The organism is Terriglobales bacterium, assembly GCA_035764005.1.
Lineage (GTDB): Bacteria > Acidobacteriota > Terriglobia > Terriglobales > Acidobacteriaceae > Gp1-AA112.
The window spans coordinates 1-21573 of record DASTZZ010000082.1 but is presented as its reverse complement, the minus strand read 5'-3'; the positions used below and the strand labels follow the sequence as shown (position 1 = coordinate 21573).

Here is a 21573-nt window from a genome sequence, read left to right as displayed (position 1 = left end):
GCTGTCCGCGTCGGTACGATCAGCCGACTCGAAAACCTCTACATGATCGATCTCCGCTCCATCTCTGCCGGTAATTCCATTCGCGGTGAGAGTCTGTCGAACAGCCCAGGTAAAGTCGATAAGCTGTTCGAGGTTATTCATAGAAAGCTCGAGGCGATTGTTCTTGACGAGAAAAAACCAGTTCCCACCCCAGGCAACATCGCCGATCACCGTCCCAAATTTTGGGACTTTCACTTTCACGTTGTCCTTGAAGCGGTAGCTGGGAACGTTATTAATCGTCACTTCTCCCGATTCATGTAGAGTAGCGGTAACCACACCGGGAGGTGTCTCGATTTTGTGACGTCCGGGGGTAATGCGACCGAGATACGCAAGAGTGGTTACCAGACCAATCGTGCCATGACCACACATGCCGAGATATCCAACATTATTAAAGAAGATGACGCCTGCTTCACAGGTGGGATCAGAAGGCTCGCAAAGCAAAGCTCCCACTACCGCATCTGAGCCGCGAGGCTCGTTCACTACCGCCGAACGAAACCAATCGAACTCGTCGCGAAATACTTCTAAGCGCTTGCGCAGCGGTCCTTTACCCAGATTTGGAGCCCCGGAGATCACCACCCTCGTGGGCTCCCCGGCGGTATGGGAATCGACAAACTGAATACGGCGTAAATTGTTCTGGCTCACAGAAATCACCCGAGCGAAGCCTGGAGACAAGCTTCAATGAAAAGGAGCATGGCAGGCTTCTGCATTTTCCTGTATATAGTATCCAACGTCAAGAGGTTCTCACGATGAACTCGCCCGCTCCGAGGCACGCGTCAGCGCCAAGCACCCTGCCTGACTCCGGGTTTAAACGCAGTCTAGGCCTATTCGATTCGGTCATGGTGGTCGTGGGCGTGATGATCGGGTCCGGCATCTTCATTGTCTCAGCCGAGATGTCGCGCGAGATCGGCAGCGCCGGCTGGCTACTCGTGGCCTGGGCCTTCGCCGGCGTGCTGACCATTGCGGGCGCGCTTTCGTACGGAGAGCTTGCAGCCATGATGCCGCGCGCCGGAGGCATGTACGTTTACCTGCGCGAAGCGTTTTCTCCGCTCTGGGGATTCCTGTATGGCTGGACGCTCTGCACCGTCATCCAGACCGGCACGATTGCGGCTGTATCCATCGCGTTTGCCCGATTCACGGGCGTGCTATTCCCGTCGATTTCGGAGAGCCACTATATCGTCCAGCCATTTCGCGTCTCGACGCACTACGCCCTATCGCTTTCAACCGCACAGGTGGTCGCGATCTTGCTCATCATCGTACTTACGTGGATGAACTCGCGCGGGATCGAATACGGCCGCCTCGTCCAAAACGTTTTCACCATTGCCAAAACGGGAGCCTTGGCGGCCCTGATTGCGCTCGGCATCTTCTTCGGGACAAATGCCGCAGCGGCAAAGGCAAACTTCAGCCACGCCTGGACTGTGCAGGGTACCACGACACCATTTCTCGGCGGATTAACGGCCGCGACCGGATTCGGGCTGCTGGTCGCGCTTTGCATCTCGCAAACCGGTTCGCTATTCTCCGCCGACTCCTGGCACGACATCACCTTCGCCGCCGGCGAGGTCAAAGATCCGCGCCGAACGCTTCCTCTGGCGCTCGGCATCGGTACAACGGTCGTTATTGTCCTGTATCTATTGGCGAACATAGCCTACTTGTTGACGCTTCCGCTTACCGCGATCCAGAATGCGCCAGCCGACCGAGTAGCCACTGCAGTCTTGAGAACTATCTTCCCCAGTCTCGGCGCACCGCTCATGGCGGCTGCCATCATGGTCTCGACCCTCGGGTGCGTAAACGCGCTCACCCTCGCCGGAGCACGCGCCTATTACGCCATGGCCGAAGACGGCCTCTTCTTCCCTGCTGCCGGGCGCCTGAACAGAGCCCGGGTTCCCGGATGGGCGCTCATGGTGCAAGGCATCTGGTCGGCATTCCTGGTGCTGCCGCGCACTTACGATCCGGCAACGGGCCAATACGGGAATCTCTACAGCAACCTGCTGGAGTACGTAATCTCAGCCGCTTTAATCTTCTACATCCTGACCATCGCCGGAGTCTTCCGCCTGCGCCGGACCAAACCGAACGTTGAACGCCCGTACCGCGCCTTTGGCTACCCGGTCATTCCCGGACTTTATATCTGCGGCGCCGCTCTCATTTTGGGAATGCTGTTTGTATTTCGTCCCGCGACCACGTGGCCAGGCCTGCTGATCATCGCGTTGGGCCTGCCTGCATATTTCCTGCTGGCACGAAGGCAATCCCGATCAGTTCTAGATCGTGAGGCTAAGCTGCAGTAAACTATGGAGAATCGCGCATTTATGATCAGCCCGCAAAACCCATCTTCTAACAGCATTCCCCGTACATCCTTAACTTCGGTGGTAGCGGAAAAGCTCCGCGAAAAAATTGTGCAAGGCGAGATCCAGGAAGGCGAACAGCTCCGCCAGGACGCCATCGCTCAGGAGTTCGCCGTAAGCCGAATTCCAGTTCGGGAAGCCCTTCGTCAGCTCGAAGCGGAAGGACTGATCACGATCGTCCCTCACAAGGGCGCTGTTGTCTCTCTTCTTTCCTGTGACGAAATCGAAGAGCTGTTCGAAATTCGCGCGGTACTCGAGCCTGAAGTTCTCCGCGCTTCCATTCCCAATTTGAAAGAGTCCGATTTCGCCGCCGCGGAACAGATTCTCGAAACCTACGACGCTGCGCTTCGCAATGAAGGCGATATCAGCGAGTGGGGACGCCTGAACTGGCAGTTTCACTCCACGCTGTACGCCGGCGCGCATCGGCCACAGTTCATGAACGTGATTCGCAACATCAACTTCAACGGCGAACGCTACATTCGCCTGCAACTGTATCTCACCCGTGCACTAGAGCGCGCACGCAAAGAGCACCATATGCTCCTCTCGCTCTGCCGCAAACGGCAAATCGACCGCGCCTGCGAACTGCTGGCATCGCACATCCGCACTGCCGGCAAATCACTGAGCCAGTTCGTCACCGAGCATCGCCAACAGAAGGAACAGGGCGGAGTCACGAACGCGAGCTCTTCGGCCTCGGCCTAGTCCTCACGCCGCAAACCTCGGTCGCAAGCCGCGCAGGAGAGTCCGGAGGCTGAGGAGGGTCTGGATCAGTAACCAGCACCCCAGCATAGCCTCGGGTATGGAGTGGAAGATTGAACACGGAGGACACGGAGGGACACAGAGGAATGCTGTGGTGGGAGATCGGAACGCAGGAAATTCTCTCTATGTCATGGACACTAAACCAAATCCTCTGTGGCCTCCGTGTCCTCCGTGTTGAAATGTTTTCGCCTTACCGCGACACAGCCAGCTTTAACAACACCACGCCATGCGCGGGAACGCTCGCCGAATAGCCATCCGCCGAGACCGGAACCTCCGCATGCTTCCACAGATCGCGCGCCTGCACTTTGCGTCGCGTAAGTCCGATGTTGTCCCACTTCACGTCGATGGTCTGCGCCTGATCGGCGCGGTTGAACAGTCCAAGCGCGACTGAGCCATCGTGCAGCAAGCGAGTCGCGATCACCGCCGTAGCCGCCGGATCGGAGAGCCGCCGCACGGGATTCGCGTCGACGTCCTGATCGATGGCGATTACTTCTTTGTTCATGAGGATCGATTTCGTTTCGTCTGTCATCGTGCGCAGATCGTTTCCCGCAAGCAGCGGCGCGGCCAGCATCGACCACAGGCTCATGTGCGTTCGATATTCGTCAGCGGTCATGCCGCCGTTGCCGATCTCGAGCATGTCAGGATCGTTCCAGTGGCCGGGGCGAATGTAAGATGCGATATCGAACTGGGCAAAGCCGATCTTTGACATCGACTCCCAGCGGTCGCTGATATCGCCTGTAGTGCGCCACAAGTTGCCGCCGACTTTGGTTCCCCAGGTCCACACATCGTTGATCCCGTATTGGCACAGGCTGTAGACGATCGGACGCCGCGAGCGCAGCAGGAACTCGCCCATTTTTTGATACACCGCCTGCATCTCGTCGTTCTTGTAGATTTGCGAGGCGCTGCACCAGTCGTATTTCAGATAGTCGAACCCCCATTGTGCATATGTGTGAGCATCCTGCTCCTCGTGTCCGTAGCTGCCTGCGTATCCGGCGCAGGTCTTTGGGCCGGGTGAAGAGTAAAGGCCAATCTTCAGGCCCTTGGAATGCACATATTCGGTAAGCGCCTTCATATCGGGAAACTTCGTATTGCTGGTGATGTTTCCCTGCGCGTCGCGCTGCCCTTCCCAGGTGTCATCGATGTTTACGTAGATATACCCGGCATCCTTCATGCCGCTCGAGACCATCGCGTCCGCCATGTCTCTTATGGTCTTGTCATCGACCTTGCCCGCGAACTTGTTCCAACTGTTCCAGCCCATCGGAGGCGTGCGGACAAGAGCGTTGTCGGGCACATCATGCAGCGGAGGCAGCGGTATCTTGGCCGGAGGCTTGGTGGCCTCCTCGGTGGTTCTCTCCGCGACTCCTTTTCGCGGTTCCCTACCCGGAAATTGCGAGGTCATGTCAATCTTGTCGCTTTGCACGGTGCCGTCGTAGGAAACCTGGCGAGCTCTCTCTCCAGTGCCAACGGTAGTTTCAAAATGGAGCTTGCCATCTTTGTAGGTTCCGGCAGTGATGGGAATCTCACGGTTTCCAAACATGAGTTTCCCGGCGACGTTCTCGCCCGCCTGCTTCAGTTCAAAGAAAGTCTCGCGAAAGTTGCCGTCGCCGGTGGGAACGCGGAATACCCAGTAGCCGGATAGATCGGTTTGGGCGAGGAGCAGGGTGGATGAGAGTAACAGAATTGCGATCAGGACTGCAGGAAGGAAGGAATGCTTTCTGCCTTTGACCATTGTTTTCTCCGAAAATCAAAACACGACACGGATTCCACAGATTGTACGGATTGCACGGATAAACCACAAAAATCCAAATCAATCGGCAAGCAAGCTCGTTCTAAAAATCCGTGTAATCCGTAGCATCCGTGAGATCCGTGTCGTGTTTTGACTTTGACCTAAACAAAAAAGCACCCACCGAACCTGCCCCCTGACAGGCTCGATGAGTGCTGCGTGCGAAGCTCGCCAACTCAGAAGATGAAATTGGCACGAAGCTCGATTTGACGTGCTCCTATATTGCTAACTGGGTTTATGGTTTGGCTACCAGTCAATATTCCGCTGGTTCCGCTGCTGACTAAGGACCGTGGGTTGCCTACACCGCCCGTTCCTCCTGCGAAGTCTCTATTGCCAAACACAGGGTGGTTCCACGCATTCAAGAACACGCCTTGAAGGTTGAAACGGAACCGTTCGCTAATGGGCACATTCTTCGTGATACTTACGTCTTGGAAGAAGCCGTGCGGCCCATACAGGATCAGTCCCTGGTTATACGTTCCGGGAGTTGTATTCGAGTCGATGAACTGGGTGTTTGTTCCAGTGATTGAACAACCGGAAACCCACTGTTGCAAGCAAGCAGGATTACTGACCCCCAAATACTTAGGATCGATAAGAGTGACAAAAGTAGCACCCGGGATGCGATGCACGCCTACCGAACTCTGTATTTGGGAAGGCGTTACTCCGTTTTTAAGCACCACGCCACCATCAGCTTGACCGTTGAAGGTGAGGTAACCGCCCGAGATGCGGAACGGGAACCCGCTCTGGATGGTTGCAATCGTCCCCACATTCCAGCCGCCGATGATCTTATCCAGCACAGCGTTGCTGTTCGCAAAAGCTTTCCCTCGCCCAAAGGGCAGGTCGGCAGTGGCATTGAGGTGCACGACGTGGTGCACATCAAATGTTGACGGCATGTAGCTGGAGCGTAGGTTGCGCAGCGAGAAGGTGGTGTAATTCCCCAGCCAATCGTTACCGCTACCGCCAGCCAAGTATCCGAGACTCTTGCTCCAAGTGTAGTTGGCATCGAACTGCATGCCATGCCATGCCTGCTGGCGGAAGTCTACCTGCAGAGCGTGATAGTTCGAGTAGCCCGAATCTGACATGTAAGCGGTATTACCCGCTCCATTTCCAGTTCGCGTTGCATAAGGATTCGCCTGGAAGAAATTGATGGGGTAGCCTGCACCCGCTCCTGTAAAACCGAGATTCGTCGCACAAGGAGTAAAGGCCGCGCCCACCAGGTTGCAGAAATACGGTGCTGCACCAGCCGCGCTCGTGAGGCGGCCGGCGAATGACCCTGCGGCGCCCGTATTGAGATAGTTGATAAAGGTGCTGCTGCCAAATCCGTTCGTGGCGGATACACCGTTAAAAGCTGCCTCGATGATCGGCAGGGGAACGGTTCCGCCCGCGGGATTCAAGTTTGCAAACGAATTGCCGCCGTTGATCCGGAGGTTATTCTGCGCGTTTTGGAATTCCTTCAAGAATCCGTTCTCGAAGATATTCACTTCGTTGGTGTTGAGTGCGACCCACTCCTTCAAGCCGCGGTTTCCGTTGTACCGGACCTCAAGCACTCGTGACCGGCCAAGCTTACGCTGAATGCCAAAGTTCCAGTTCTGCAGATACGGCTGGGCGATGTCCGGTTTGATTCCGGTCACATTAATTCCGCAAGAACCGCCGGCACCCGCGGTATACGTGAACTGCGACTCGGGAGCACTCTTCTGGAACCCTGCAGGGGTAATCGCGTAGGCAGGCAACGTATCGCCAAGCGCCAGGCTACCAGGAACAAAGTTGCCCGTGCCAGGCGTATTGCTCGCGTTCAAAGCAAAGTTCTGGTAATAGAACGAGCCGCAGTTAGAAGCGTAGTTCCAGACGTATTGGTACGGAATTGTGAAGCGACGCAGCGAGTAGCCGCCGCGAAGGACGGTTGATTCGTCACCGAGTAGAGCACCCAGAATGCCGCCTTCCTTTTTGGGATTCCAGGCAAAGCCCAGCGACGGCTGCGGGGCCACATTCCATCCGTTGTATGCATGCGGACGCGATTGCAAGGTCGGATTGAGATTGCCGTTCAAAGCGCCTGGCTTGAACAGATCGCCAGGAGCGGTTGGCCCGAAAATGGAACTCTGGTCGGCATTGTGATACTCGGAAGTGAGATCGTAGTCATCACCGGTAAAGTCCCAACGCAGGCCGTAATTGACCGTCAGGTTCGGACGCAGCTTCCAGGAGTCCTGGGCGAAGAGTCCCCAGGATGAAGCAACTTCATTGAGCGCAAAGGATCCGATCCCATGGAAATAGTTCTGAGTCTTGACATCGAAAGGATAAAGACCAGTAACGCTGCTGATTCTACCTGTCAACTGAGCATACAGGTTCTGCGCCTCGGTCTGCTGACTGGTACTCGCGCCTGGCAAGGGCTGGTAAGTGCCGGTATTCTGCAGAGCTTGCAGCGCTGGATCGCCTCCTGCAAGTCCGAAAGTGATGTCGCCGATTCCTTCCGGACCATTCCAGTAGTGATCGTGCTCGCGCACAAAGTTGTACCCGAACGAAAGGTTGTGAGAGCTGTGCTGCCAGCCAAGCGTGTCAGAGATATTGGTGTTGGGATAGTACGTGTTAATGGGTCGCTGATAATACTGCCCGTACATGTCTGGTGTATTAGTGGGAGTCAGAGGCGAACTCCACTCAAATGGATACTGGACGTACCCATGATTAGAGTTGAATGCGAAGAAGGTCGCATTGTATAGCCACCCGACTTTGAGTTGATTGATCAGAGTCGGCGAAATAGTCCAATCAAGCCCGTAACTGACGGTGGCAGCATCCGATTTATTTCCACCCTGCGACACTGCAGCAAGATCACTTCCTGGAAATGCCGGAACGGTGTCCCCAGGAGATGTCCTCATCGTGCGATTCATCGCGAGGTTCATGCGGATTTTGCTGGACATGTTGTAGTCCATTCGCAGCGTAGGGAACCAGTAGGTGATCGGCTGTGGAGAAAGAAAATTGAGGTTATTGAGAATTGGATCCGAGGTTCCCGTAACTGTGCCCAGACTCAATGCTTTATTGATCTTTGCTTGTTGGGCGGCAATCGTACTGTTCACAACCGTCGGTATGTTCGTACCGTTGTTTGTGTTGTAGGCGCCCGCGACCTGGAAAAGATTGACGGTGTGGCTTACGCCACCCGCAACGTACGTGTAGTTGCCTGCCTGGGCATCTGGCGAGAGCACCCAGGTTGTGCCGGTTGCGCTGCCCGGCTGACGCGATGTCGCGAGACTGGCAAAAAAGAAAAGTTTGTCTTTGATTACTGGCCCACCTACGGAACCACCAAACTCATTGAGGATCAACCCTGGACGCTTTAAGCCGCGCGCGTCGTTGCTCCAGCTGTTGGCGTTGAGGTAAGCATTGCGGAAATCTTCGTACACCTGTCCGTGAAATGCATTGGTACCACGCTTGGTAACGAAACCAACCTGCGTAGCCGCTTGCCCGAAACCCTGGTTTTCATCCATCTGGTCGGTCTGGATCGTCATCTCCTCCATGTTTTCCACGCGAGGCTGAATGGAGGAGCTTTGATTGCCACCGAATTTCATGCGGCTTGGGCTGCCCACGGTACCGTCCACATTGTTGCCTTGGGCGTAGGTAGGTTCACCATTCCACATGCCGGTTCCACCACCGCCGACGTAGCCGGGGCTGAGTCGAGCCAACTGAGTCAAATTGCGGCCTGCGAGAGGCAAAGTCTGAATCTGCTTTGGGTCGATGACGCTGCCGATCGCGTTATTGCTGGTTTCCAGCACCGGGGTGGCAGATTCCACCTGCACGGTTTGCACCTGAGTACCAACAACGAGCTCGATGCGAATATCCGTTGTCTTAGTCGCCTGCACTACGACATTGGGAACTTGCTGCGCGGCAAAACCCGTGCTGTTGACTTCAAGCCGGTAATTGCCGACTGACAGGTTGGGGAAGCTGTACGTTCCGCCGTTGCTCGTCTTGCCAACGCGGGTGTCGCCGCTGGCTGGGTCCACCAGCCTGACCTCGGCGCCCGGCACTACCGCGCCCTGCGGGTCGGTGACGGTGACATTTACAGTTCCTTCGGTGTGCTGGCCCCAGGCTAACGGAGCGCCAACCGCAATAATGAACAGGGTGGCAACGCTAAAAACCCAAGCTCTGCGCAAAAGCTGAAGTGTCATGGTTCCTCCTCGCGATGAACTGGGACTCCCATTTCGGGCTGCCTGCGCCCGGGGAGACCAGGAAAGTGACAGGCCGGAGAGCGCACGCAGCAGAGGAGACGGGCGAGTTGCTGAAAGCGCTTTCATAAATAGCTGCAAGCCTACCGGGGATACCCCGGCAGAAGCGTAGCCAGCTTTGTATAAAGAATCCAATCCTGTTGTCAAGGCATTATTAGGCGAAATTTTCGGCGTTTGGGATGAACCGGAGCTTAGGTCAAACCCAACACACGACACGGATCTCACGGATGGCACGGATTACACGGATAAACCCTGACGAGCCGTTTGTATCCGTAAAATCCGTGCGATCCGTGTCTTGTTTTGGTGTTGCTCTTTGTTTTGCTCTTGGCCTAGCCGGAAGCCAGCAGCCCCCTACTCCGGTCTACGCACTGGATTTGCCTCAACTAACCGCCGCTGTTCTGCCAATTCGCGCTGGGCGTCTGCTTTGTTGCCGGTGCGCGAGTAGGCCGTCGCGAGCTGGTAGTGCCCTGCAGGATCGTCGGGCTGCATTTTCGTATAGCGCTCGAGCGGCGCGATCGCTTCTTTAAATCGGTTGGCGGAGTTAAGCGACATGCCTAATGCGAGAAATGCTTCGACGAATCCGGCGTCGAGGTTGGCGGCGCGTTGAAAATGCTCGATGGCGGTCGGCCAGTCGGCGTCTCGGCGTGCGATTTCGCCAAGCGCGAATTCGGCTGCGGAATTGTTGGGCGCTACTTTCAGCTCTTCGTCGAGTTCTTTTTTCGCTTCTTCGGTCTGCGGGGGATTCTTTTCCAGCAGCAGACGCGCGATGCGGAAATGCAGCTCCGGCAGCTTGGGATCTTCGGCGAGCAGCTTGCGGTATTCGGCAATGGCTTCGTCGCCCTTGCCCTGCGACTCGAGTACCTCGGCGTTCATCTTGTGCACCTGTACCGAATTGGGAGCGGTGGCGGCGAGGTGCTCGGCGGTCTCATTGGCAAGTTGGGAAAGATAACGAGCCGAGGTGTAGGCCGCTTCGGGGTCGTCGGGAAATTTGCGGGCGAGGACGGCAAGGAGTTCGAGTGCGTCGGCGCGATGCCGCAGCGTCATCGCACAACGCGCGCCGGTGAGGGCGGCGCGGTAGCTCAACTGTTTGTCTGCTGCCTGGGCGGCTCGCTTCAAGCCGGGGAGAGCCTCGGCGCAGCGGCCGTGATCGGCCAGATCAAGGGCCTGCTGCGGCGACGAGGCTCTGCCCTTCGGCGTTTGTGTCGATGCGGAAATGCAGCATAGAGCAGCGAACACGATCACGGTGGGGGCAGAGGTCTTCATTTACAGGGCGATTATATTCAGCGGCTAAGGTGCGCAGGTCAGTTCGGCTTCCGGAAGCTCAGGGCCTCATCCGTAGATACCCAAGTTTGGAATCGTTCTGGAGCTGTCTTGGAACTTCTCTGTACCAGCGGTTCCGAGGCGCCAACTCTGAAACGCCACAACGCCTGCCGAAAAAATCCCTGTTACTTCCCTGTTCGCAAAACGTCATTGGCGCAAACTGAGCGCATCTTCTTTGTTGTCGATGATTTAGGAACGAGAATCACCGAATCCCTGTTAATTCCCTGCCTCGGGCCAAAATTTGCGAATTTTGGGCATAATTTAGCGAATTTCGCGCGCGAACACTCAAATTCGCTGTATATCTCCCTGTTAATTCAACTTTTCGCGTTCGGATACTATCCTTGTAATCGCTCCTTACTGAGGACCTGATTCACTGGTGCGGCAAACGCTTACGCTATCCCGCAGAGATTTGTTGAAGCTCTTCGGCGTCTCCTTCCTGATCAATCCCTTCGAGCAAGTGTCGCGGCCAGGCGCAAACAAGGTCACCTTCACCGACGTGACGCGGGCTGCGGGAATCGATTTCAAGCACGACAATGCCGCGACTCCCGAGAAGTACCTGATCGAAACCATGGGCGGGGGATGCGGCTGGATCGACTACGACCAGAACGGGCTGCTCGATCTCTACCTGGTGAACAGTGCGCCTACGAAGATCTACAAGCCGGCTCATCGGCTGCGCGCGGCGCTGTACCGCAATAACGGCGATGGAACGTTTACGGACGTAACTGCGAAAGCTGGCGTTGGCGCGGAAGGTCTTTTCGGGATGGGAATCGCCGTCGGCGATTATGACAACGACGGCTTTCCCGATTTGTTCATCTGCGGCTATGGACGATCGATTCTCTACCACAACAACGGTGATGGCACCTTTACCGATGTGACGAAACAGGCCGGTGTCGAAAATGTGGGACGCTGGGCGTCGAGTGCGGCATGGTTTGACTCCAACAATAATGGACATCTTGATCTGGTAATCGCCAACTACGTGGATTGGTCTCCAGAACGGAACTTCTGGTGCGGCGATCGGGGTCCGGGAATGCGGAGCTATTGCCATCCAGACGTCTATCACGGGCAGCCTCCGACTTTGTATCGCAACAACGGGAACGGCACCTTCACCGATGTGAGCAAAGAGTCGGCACTCGGGGCCAAGCCCGCCAACGGCCTGGGCGTGGTGACGTTCGATTATGACAACGACGGCTGGCAGGACATCTTCATCGCGAACGACTCCATGCCCAATTCGCTCTTCCACAACAATCGCGACGGCACCTTCACCGAGCTTGCCTACCTCGCCGGAGTCGCCGTGAGCAACGACGGTCTTCCCGAAGCGGGAATGGGCACCGACGCTGCCGATACTACCGGGAGTGGGCGGATGGACATCGCAGTCACACATCTCGACACACAGTTGGCCCGGGTCTACCGCAATCTCGGCAAAGATGGTTTCGAGGACCAAACCCTGCGCTCGAAAATCGGCTATGCGACGTTCCACATGAGCGGCTTCGGCCTGCGCTTCATGGATTACAACAACGATGGCGCGCGCGATCTCTTCATGGCCAACGGCCACGTGCTCGACAACATCGAGCGCTATCACGCCGAGAGTCATTACGCCGAACCTAAGCTGATGTTCCGCAACCTCGGCAATGGCACATTCGAGAACGTAAGCAATCAGCTTGGTCCGGATTTCGCGGCAGATCGCGTCAGCCGCGGCGCCGCCATTGCCGACTACGACAACGATGGCGATCTCGACATTCTCGTCAGCAACAACGGAGAAGTTCCACAGCTTCTGCGCAATGACGGAGGCAACGCGAACCACTGGCTGGAGCTGTTCCTGATTGGAACTCGCTCGAATCGCGATGGTGTCGGCGCGCGTGTGAAGGTCGTTGCGGGCGATCTGATGCTCTATGACCAGCGCAAAGGCGGAATGAGCTACCAGTCGGCGCAAGATCCGCGCCTGCACTTCGGATTAGGTCAGCGAGCCAAAGTGGACTCAGTGGAGATCGTCTGGCCTAGCGGAGTGGTGACGAAACTCCAAGATCTGAAAGCCGATCAAATCATCGCCGTAAAAGAAGGCGCGGGAATTGTGGAGAAGCCGTTTCCGCGATTCCGCGTAAAGCAGTAAAGCGGCTCCTGGCGATCGGCCGTGTTTCGCGAGACACTGGTTAGTACCGTTCGCGTTAGAGAATGGGTCGACAAGCTCCACCTTCACTCACCCATTCCCTATCGGGAACGGTACTGATTTTTAGGTGTTCCTCTCCGATTGGCGTTGCTCGCTCCCGCCACCGGCTTGCGTTCTCCCGGCGCGGAGCTAATCTTTTCCACTTGCTCACGATTCAGCTGCGCCAATACTGCGAGTGTCTCCTCCGCCTTCTGCGCATCGCCGTGTTCGCGATATGCAGCAGCTAGTTGGGAATAGACTGCTGGATTGTGAGGAGCGAGGGAGCGCGCCTGCTCGAGGTGCGAAATCGCCTCGTTCACATGGTGCGAGATTAACTCGAGCTTCCCGAGAGCGAGTTGCGCATCCGAATAGCTAGGCCGCAGCTTCACGGCGTTACTGAGTGCCGACTTGGCCTCAGCAAATTGTGGCTGTGCGGGAGTGATACCAGACCGCAGCAGTCCTTCTCCCAAAATGGTCAATAAACGATAGTCTTCATGGCCAGCGCCAATGGCCTCGCGAGCAGAGCGAACCGCCTCTTCGACTTTGCCTGCGAGCAGATTCTGCTGTGCCAGAGCAAGATATCCGATATCGCTGCCGGCTCCGAGCTTTCTTGCCAACTCGAAGTCAGGCTTCGCCGCATCGAATTCGTCAAGTGATGACAAAAACATCGCGCGCTGATAATGCAAAGCCGCCGAATTGGGAAGATGCTGCAGGCCCACGTCGACTACATCGAGGCCGAGTTCATAGTTCTGAGCTTCGGTGCAGGCATCTGCCACGAAGGCATAGAGTTTCTCGTTATCCGGAGTTATAGCCGCCGCGCGCTTCAGCGCATCGAGTGCTGCTTTAGAGTCGCCAACTCCTACGTAGGCCTGTGCGAGCAGATTCTCTATTTGGGCGCTCTCGTGATTGCGGCGAAGCTCGGTAAGAATCGGAATCGCTTGCGTGCTTTGTCGAGTGGCTACATAGCAAAGCGCTAGATTGAATTCAGCCGCATATTGATTTGATACTCCACCTTGCGCGGCAAGCAGGTGCGGTATGGCTTTTTGAAAATGTCCGGAGCGAGTGAGCTGAGTTCCGATTTGCAGCTCGGTCTCGGCGTTGCTGTTTTGGCTTCCATCGGGAAACCTCGATTGCAGACAGCGAAGCTGAATAGGGATCACCAGCAGTGCGATCGACAGCGCAAACAAGTGGACCCTTGCCGCACGGTTATGCTGTCCGACCGACCGCCGCATTTACGTCCACTTCCCTTCGCCCTCGACAATGGTGACGTAGCGATCGATTGGAAGGTTCGTGAATCGCTCCGTCTTTCCGCTGGGTTGCGGCCACTTGATCTCCAGCCAATCGACCTTCTTTTGCTGACCCAAACCAAGAACGACGCGCGGATCGTGGGAGGAGAGAAATCCTCCGCCACCAACTTTCCACGCGTGCCGATGTAAGTCTCCGGCCCGGTAAGTAATCTTGGCGCCGATCGCGTCGATGTTTGCCTTCTTCCCAATCAAGCGCAGCCCAAGCCAGTGGTTCTGACTTCCGGCATTGTTGCGAAGGAGAATCGGCGCTCCATCGTTTACTGACACGAGCACATCAACCGAGCCATCGTTATTGAAATCTCCAATCGCGAGTCCGCGCGCCGCAAAGGACTTCGAGAAGATTGGGCCGCTGTCACGGCTGACATTCTTCCACGTCTTTCCATCGTTGTGAAAGACGAGCATAGGCTCGGAGTAAGTCACATTGGGAATGCGGCGATTCACCATGGTGTCTGGATGGCCATCGCACATGAATAGATCGAGGTTGCTGTCGTTATCGTAGTCGAGGAACTTAACTCCCCAGCCGCTTAAGAACTTTGTATCCGTTGCAATGCCGGCGGAGGCAGCTACGTCGTCGAAGGTTTCATCGTGGTTGTTGCGATAAAGCGAGAACATCTCCTGATCGACATTGGTGACGAACAGATCGAGCCAGCCGTCCTGGTCGAAATCGCCGGCATCGACTCCCATTCCGGAACGCGCAAGCCCCATGACGTTATATGCCACGCCTGAGAGCGCGCCTAAGTCTTCGAATTTGCTCTTGCGATTAGCAAACAGGAAATTGGCGATCTTATCGTTGCTGACAAACAGATCCATCCAGCCGTCATTGTTGATGTCTGCGGCAACCACTCCCCACGCTTTAGCCGCTTGCGTCGCGATCCCCGATTCTTTGCTTACATCGGTGAACGTTCCGTCGCCATTGTTGTGAAACAACCAGCACGGCATTCCGGGATACACATTCGGCATGCAGTACACGCGCATCTGCTCGCTACCGCAGTAAATGTTTTTCGACTTGCTGAAGTCGACGAAGCGGCAGACGAAGAGATCCAGAAGGCCGTCGTTGTCATAGTCGAACCATACCGCGCTCGTGGCCCAGCCTGGCGCCGCTACACCTGCCTTCGCAGTGACATCAGCGAAAGTGCCGTCGCCATTATTGTGATACAGGATACTGCGCGGATATTGCGTCACGTAAAGGTCGGGGAATCCATCGCGATCGTAATCGCCAACGGCAGTTCCCATTCCGTACGCATTTCCCGGCACACCGGCTTTCAGGGTAACGTCAGTGAAGGTTCCGTCGCGATTGTTGCGATAGAGCGCGTTTTTCAGCGGAGTTGGAGGCGTATAGAAGTCGCAAGGACCGCTGTTAACCAGATAGATATCCATCCATCCGTCGTTGTCGTAATCGAGGAAGGCGCATCCCGCCCCTGAAGTCTCAGGCATGTACATTTGCGACGACAGGCCCGCCGTGTGCCGCCAGTGGATTCCGCTCGACTCAGGGGGGACTTCCTCAAAGGCCGGACGGGAGTTTGCCGCAAACGAGAGCGGAGTCGCACCAGAAGCGAAAGCGCCGAGAGCGCTACAGGCTAAGCTCCGCAGAAAACACCGACGAGAGAGCTCTGCTCCGATCAGCTTATTGTGAGACATCAATTGCCCAATGATACAAATTCAACGCGAGCGTCGTCGCCTGTCACTGTGCGGACTCCTTTGGACGCTTAGCGACCATCGGGCTGGTATTGAAGAGTTTCGCATTCAGCCACTCTGCCGCAAGCATCACTTTCTCTAACGCCGCTACTTCCGCATCGGGCAGGTTTTTGATGGTTTCAAGGGCATCGTCGGGGGAGATCTTCGCCTGCACACCGATGATGTCTCGATAAGCCTGCACGGAGGGCCAGTACGGCTTGAGTGCCATATTGGGAGCGTCTGGATCGGAGTCATTGTCGTACATGCGGCGAGCCGCTTTCAATCCAGCGCTAACCGCAGCGCGAGCAGTACTAAAATCAGCAAGACGAATTGCGATTTCTGCGGCGTCCTTCAGGGAGCCGGTATCCTCGTTGTCGGGCGGAGATTTGAGCGCGTCGCGCAATGCATTCTTAGCTGCTGCAGGATTCCCAGTTTGACATTTTCGCGCAATGCCGACGAGAATCCGCAAGCGCGTTGCCGGATCAGGAATGCGCGATGCATTGGCAATCGCACTGGCAGCATCTTGCGCCGCTGCAGCAGAGAACGCTTCCATGGTGCGGTTGTATTCCATCCTGTTCGCCAGACCAGGAACAGTCGATGGATTCCTCACATAGGCATACGTCGTTTCTTGCTTCTCGCCATCTTTCATTGGCGTATCGCGCAACCAGGGATCGACTGACTGCTGTCCTTGCGGATACCTCGCCAGAAGATCTGCCGTCTCAGATTCCTCTCGGAGAAGAGCTTCAGCGTGGATCGGATCGATTGCCTTCAGTGCTGGAAGTACCTGGAACAATCGAAACTGGTAAGCAGTAAACGTTGTGGTACCTTGCGGAGAATTCATGACGACGGCATCTCCGGTCTTTGCCTGCTTTAAGAGTTCGTCAATAGCATCGCGGACCGGTGATGGGCTCAGATCGCGCCAGAAGCGGACGACTAAGGTACCGAGGTCCTCGGGAGAGCCGGTACCCACCTGGCGATGATGCTTTTGTGAATAGGCCTGAAGCACTGCCCCAAAAACTCTATCGCGCTGATACTGCTGAGCGGCCGGAATGCGCATCAGAAGCTCTCGCGCAGGCACTGTCATTGCTTCATCGCCCTGCATCATGAAGAACAGATCAAGGGCGTGGTTTAGATCTTTGTCATGCCGAAGATGATGCAGAACCAGAGCTGCAAGTGCGCTATCGCGAAACTTCTCTGGAGGGAGGTTCTGTTCAACTGTATCCGGCGCCGCTTCAACCGTCGCACTGATTAAGTCGGGAGCCATGAAGCCCACAAGGTCCGGCGACTGTTCCATGGCGGCACGCATATTCTGGTACGCAATCTCCAGCGCCTCTTTGGCTTTCTTCTTATCCACCGGCGTATATGCCTGCCCTACCACCAAAAACAGACCAGCCGCGGATGCAGGCTCGAGAGTTCCGGCTTCGAGTTTCGCTTCATCGAGCAGGCGAAGAGCTTGAGCGTGCAGAAATTCAGATTGGGTGTTCTTTTTTGGAACTGTGTCGGAGCCTGTGAGCGGGAGGGTCAGCGTGGCTATCGCCATCACAATCAGAATCAGCACGATCCCAGGTTGTCTGCCGAGGATTTTGAACAAGCTATGCATGTCGCGCCCGCCAGACGACATCGATGATCGCCAGCAATTACTGTATCGCCCCTTGCGCGCTGACCTCAGATGGAACGCTCGATCTCTCGGTTTGCGCGGTGGCATTTGTCCTGCCACTACCATGGGCAGTGGCCCGATTAGCTGTCAAGCGGCGCAGAATAACTTGTGCGCCATCGCGCTCGACCGGAAGCTCGGTAGTTGTGATTGCCGAGATACTGATGTGCTGAGTGAGTGCTCTGCCATCAACGACGATTTCGTAGGTTCCCGGCAGACCAGAAACCGTCATCTCGGTAATATGCGATGAGCCAGCTTCTGGATTTCGATTCTCAATTTTGAACGCGACCTCCCGCAAATCATCGTCGAAGCGAATGGGCTCGCCCAGCGCAAATCCATCGCGATCGAGAATCAGGTGAACACGATGGCGGCCATCGAGGATGTGGAAGCGCCTTCCGACTCCGTCTTGTGGAATTACTTCCGTTTGACCTCGGAGCGCGTGCAGTTCGCCTCCGTACGCAATGCGGCCGAAGATTGGATCATCGGCGACGATTACGGCAGCGTCTCGCAGCGCGCCGGAGAATCCGAGATCGATCTCTCCGCTATATTGCCAGGCGCCGCGTGGCTGTTGTTTGCCGAACCAGTTGGAGCCGTATGCCTGCGGAACATACGCGCTTCCTGCGCCGCCATCGTTTTCAGGACCTGGGTACCAGTAGCCGTAATTCGACTGTGGAGTTCCGGTATTCATCAGCGCCCACGAGCTCAGAGACGAAGCATAGCCGAGACGGAGATATGGCCAGGGATTCTTCGCGTAGTACAAGCCGTAATCGAGAATCGACCAGCCGCCCATCTGTGACATGTATCGTAGATTACCTTCGACCCCGAGCTGCCAGTAATTTGGTTCGAGCCAGCCTCGGGTGCAGATGTTTCCCGTCAATTGCTCCTGCGTGAATCTGTCCACATCGGGAGCGGAGACCTTCAAGGTTCTGGCAGGATTCTTGAGTTGCTCGATAGCGTAACGAGCAAACGCGCCCGTCGATTCGAATGCTGTTGGATCAAATGGATATTCGGAGTAAAACAAATCGGGTTGGTCGTTGACGAAGTGCTCGACCTTGCTTTCCCAGCCTTTTCGCAAAACATCAGCTTTATCGTGCCATCCTACGCGATCGAGTTCCGCAATCAGGTCGGCTATGACTAGTTCGTTGTAGTTGCCAAGATCATTGGTGGACCAGCGAGCAAATTGCCAGGGGTATGTGTAGAACGCGCGCGCCGTGCCATAAGCTCGCTCGAGAAATCCGTCTTTGTCGAGATAGTGGACAAGCTCTGGGTAGTCACGCGCGATCTGGTACATGCTCCAGTAAAGAAGCACGATGTGGGGATAGTCGTAGGGACGCCATAAATGTTCAGTCCAACCATAACGGTCGGTGGGCTTGCTGTCGCGGTTGATCTTCCAGTTATCGATTCCGTACACCGCGTAGGGATATTTCTCTTCTGTCGTCATCTGGAGCTTGCCCCAGACGAAGTTTTTCAGGTAGTACTCGATGGCTTGAATTTCTTTTGTGTCTGGATAAATTGCGTTCTTTGCGGCGATGTACGGGGCTTTGCACAATCCGGGATCGTCGCTGGCGAGAATGTAATCGGCCAATCCGTCCTTATCATCCGGCCCGCGGAGTACCTTCGCTTCATGTCCCATTCTGAAAACAGGCCGTTGTACCACTTGGAGGAATCCCTGTGCTGCTGATGTGTGACTAGAAACGACGCTCTCTTCTTGATCAAAGTGCTGATCGGCTCGGTGACAAAGAATTCCAGAACCGAATATTGGTCTTTCCCGAAATGAACCACCAGTTCGTTTTCGCCGAGCCGCGAAAACTTGACCTTATAAATGGATGTATTCCGGTCTTTTGCGGGCCCCGTAATGAGTTGGGTCGCATCCGGAAACTCAGGAGTAACGACGTGAATCGGACTCTTGATCCGAATTGCGATCATCGCCTCGCTTCCGGTCGGCACCGTCATTCCCGGAACAACATTTACGTCCAGCAGACCTTCTTCGAACAGAACATTACGAACTCCGTCGTAATCTTTTGCCCAGCGGAATTTGAAGGCGTAAGTAATACCGTCGTGCTCAGAATTTGTCGGCCAGAGGGTGACCGTAGTCTGCGGCTGACGCCAGGTGCCACCGCGCGCCTTGTCTTCCTCACCTTTTTTGCCCGAAAGAATGTAAACGCCGCCACGATCGGAGTACTCGAGTTTCGCCGGCGTGAAGTTCATCTCGCTTCGCGTAGGTTCGAACAGAGGACACTTCGCAACTGGAGCCATCACGAGAAACGGCCCGACACCATTCGGACGCATCCAGTAGAGAAACGAACCGTGGCCGGAAATGTACTGGTGTTGAACTACGCGCTGCGTGTAGGTGATGTCCTTGTCCCAGCGCTTGCTGGTGTTGAACGGCAGCGGCAGGAATACGTCTCCTAGCTCGATGGGCTTGTGCGTCGGATTGCGGATGAAGATCGTCCAATAAAGCGCGTCGGCTTCAACGCGAAAACGCTCCGTTAATTCCAGATCTGCGTAGTATTCGTTTTTGATCCAACTCTGCGGGTTGTAGACGATGGAAAGCTGCTGGAGCGCTCGTTGCGAGCGGGAATCACGTAGTCGTTCGTACTTGTTACTCGCATCCGCTGTTGAGAACTCCCGCCACTCGTTCTCGCCCATCTTGTAGCGGATGCGCACGTCTCCCAACGTTGCTTCGTCCGCGATGTAGTCGGTATCGAACTTATCATCGACAAATTTGAGGCTGGTAATTCCCGCGCGATCGAACTGAACATGGAATTGAGGAGCAGCCGCAGGAGCTTCCGCACTGTACAGCAGCGTACAGTGCAGAACCGCGACTGCGATGATCTGAAGCGCACCGCGCGCCGGCAGCCGCATGAGCCGTTAGCTCCACTCGCCAACAACTTCGAACTGGCGTTCCCTGCCGGTGGGGATTACGACCGTGTCATTGTGCAGGCCTGCCAGCTTGGCCGCGCGACCGTTTACCGTCACAGATTTCAATTGAACGTCTTTTGGCACACGCAGCTTCACCTGAATTTCTTTCGGAGATCCGGCGGTGGCCAACTCCGCCACAGCACGCATTCTCTTCTGCTCGGGTTGCGAGGCTAAATGGAAGCTGACGCGTCCCCAGCGAGTCGGCGCCTTTTCAATACTGGCCGGTTTTCCCGAACCGACCCAGCTCCGAGCAAGTCCTTTCCCGAAGTAAATACGGTCTTCGTCGGAATCTTCAAGCACCAGCGCCCACCGCAGCAGCAGAGGAATCGTTTGCTGCGCGGGAATGCAAAACAGCGCTGTTCCGCCAGTGATGCCTGAAACCTCTCCGGCTACCCAGCTTCCGCGTGTGTGGTCGTGATAGCGATGGGAATAGAGAAACAGCAGATACTCCTCGACGCGATCGAGACGAAGCAACATCTGGGCGTAGCCGTAAGAAATAAATCCCAAGATGGCGCGTGACCCGGCACGAGGAGCGCCTACGTTGGCGACGACGCCCAGCGTCGTCGCTCCGTAGGCTCTCATGCAATCGACCACCGTGTTTGCCAAGTCTGCCGGTAAAACATCCGCCTGCAGCAGCTCGCTATAAGGACGATGCGCCCATTGCTGCGGGCTGGGACGCTCCTTGGCCAGTGAATCGCGGAACATCAGCTTTGTGCCCGGATACGTGCCGATATACGGTGGATTCTGGTCTTTCCAGATATCCTTCTGCATGCTGGCAATGGTAGCGTCCTGCAGCGTCTTACTGCGCTTCAACCATTCGTCCGCTTCCTGCTTTGCCGCGGTTCCAGAATGGGACGTAGACATTCCCGGCCATGCACGTGCGAGATCCCGCAAGCCGCGAGCGGCGAAGGCGCTGTTGCCGAAATAAGGCAGCCACCACGTCGATGGATTTGCCGCAAGGCACGAATCGGACTCGCTCCATCCATGAATCAGGCCGTACCCGGGATCCTCCTGCGGCAGTTTGAGACTTTCGTCGTGCATCTCCAGCAGCATCTTTGCCGTGGTGGCGATCTTGTTGTGGTGCTTCGCCATCAGCGCTACGTCGTGCGTGTAGTTGAAGTAGCGCGCGAGCAGCGAGAGCGTGAGACCGTACTGCGCGGTCTCCGGACCGCGCATGTTGATCATGCCTTTGTCGTCGACAAAGTCAGTGAAGTAGTTGTCCAGGATCTGGCGCGCAGGCTCGAATCTTCCCCATTCCAAATTGGTATAAAGTGCGCTGGTGAAGATGTCCTGGAAGCCGTCGTACTCCGAGCCGTAATAATCGCGATCAACAGCGCCGTACTTCGGATAGACGCCATGCGGCCTGACCATCAACTCTTTGGCAAAGCAGTGCTTTGCCATGTCGATGAATGAGCTGTCAGGCAGTGAGGCGTTCGC

Annotated in this window: 13 protein-coding genes; 3 read left to right on the top strand and 10 right to left on the bottom strand. The window is 55.9% G+C overall.

Annotation, left to right across the window (positions count from 1 at the left end; translation table 11 throughout):
- Positions 1-681, bottom strand: a 681-nt coding sequence (locus tag VFU50_13725) for a proline racemase family protein (GenBank protein ID HEU5233917.1), incomplete at its 3' end; no start/stop codon positions are given.
- A gap of 104 nt (positions 682-785) precedes the next feature.
- Between VFU50_13725 and VFU50_13720 the strand changes: the two genes are divergently transcribed.
- Together VFU50_13720 and VFU50_13715 are read left to right on the top strand one after the other, a co-directional pair.
- Positions 786-2318, top strand: coding sequence for an amino acid permease (locus tag VFU50_13720; GenBank protein HEU5233916.1), 1533 nt, complete (start codon positions 786-788; stop codon positions 2316-2318).
- 21 nt (positions 2319-2339) lie between these two features.
- Positions 2340-3074: a GntR family transcriptional regulator gene (locus VFU50_13715; protein HEU5233915.1), complete on the top strand. Its 735-nt coding sequence runs from the start codon at positions 2340-2342 to the stop codon at positions 3072-3074.
- 247 nt (positions 3075-3321) lie between these two features.
- On the opposite strand, the gene VFU50_13710 is transcribed toward VFU50_13715, so the two are convergent.
- The 3 genes from VFU50_13710 to VFU50_13700 all read right to left on the bottom strand — a co-directional run bounded on the left by VFU50_13710 (position 3322) and on the right by VFU50_13700 (position 10379).
- Positions 3322-4860, bottom strand: coding sequence for a glycoside hydrolase family 27 protein (locus VFU50_13710; GenBank protein HEU5233914.1), 1539 nt, complete (start codon positions 4858-4860; stop codon positions 3322-3324).
- A gap of 230 nt (positions 4861-5090) precedes the next feature.
- Complete coding sequence (locus VFU50_13705; GenBank protein HEU5233913.1) at positions 5091-9059, bottom strand: TonB-dependent receptor; 3969 nt, start codon at positions 9057-9059, stop codon at positions 5091-5093.
- Between the two features lie 408 nt (positions 9060-9467).
- A complete protein-coding gene (locus VFU50_13700; protein ID HEU5233912.1) occupies positions 9468-10379 on the bottom strand; it encodes a tetratricopeptide repeat protein in 912 nt (303 codons plus the stop codon).
- A 433-nt stretch (positions 10380-10812) separates the two neighbouring features.
- On the opposite strand from VFU50_13700, the gene VFU50_13695 reads away from it, so the two are divergent.
- Positions 10813-12543 carry an FG-GAP-like repeat-containing protein gene (locus tag VFU50_13695; GenBank protein HEU5233911.1) on the top strand — a complete coding sequence of 577 codons (1731 nt, stop codon included), beginning with the start codon at positions 10813-10815 and terminating at the stop codon, positions 12541-12543.
- A gap of 98 nt (positions 12544-12641) precedes the next feature.
- Here VFU50_13695 and VFU50_13690 read toward each other — a convergent pair whose 3' ends face one another.
- The 6 genes from VFU50_13690 to VFU50_13665 form a co-directional block, all read right to left on the bottom strand.
- Complete coding sequence (locus VFU50_13690; GenBank protein ID HEU5233910.1) at positions 12642-13811, bottom strand: tetratricopeptide repeat protein; 1170 nt, start codon at positions 13809-13811, stop codon at positions 12642-12644.
- Entirely contained in the window at positions 13812-15320 is a 1509-nt protein-coding gene (locus tag VFU50_13685; protein HEU5233909.1) for a CRTAC1 family protein, read from the bottom strand.
- Between the two features lie 247 nt (positions 15321-15567).
- Positions 15568-17181, bottom strand: a complete 1614-nt coding sequence (locus tag VFU50_13680; protein HEU5233908.1) for a hypothetical protein — start codon at positions 17179-17181, stop codon at positions 15568-15570.
- Positions 17182-17197: 16 nt separating this feature from the next.
- Positions 17198-18799 (bottom strand): DUF5695 domain-containing protein, encoded by a 1602-nt coding sequence (locus VFU50_13675; protein HEU5233907.1) that lies wholly within the window; start codon positions 18797-18799, stop codon positions 17198-17200.
- Positions 18682-20079 (bottom strand): DUF5695 domain-containing protein, encoded by a 1398-nt coding sequence (locus tag VFU50_13670; protein HEU5233906.1) that lies wholly within the window; start codon positions 20077-20079, stop codon positions 18682-18684. Before VFU50_13670 ends, VFU50_13675 begins: the two co-directional genes overlap by 118 nt.
- A 6-nt stretch (positions 20080-20085) precedes the next feature.
- On the bottom strand, positions 20086-21573 hold a 1488-nt coding region (locus VFU50_13665; protein ID HEU5233905.1), incomplete at its 5' end, for a Tat pathway signal protein.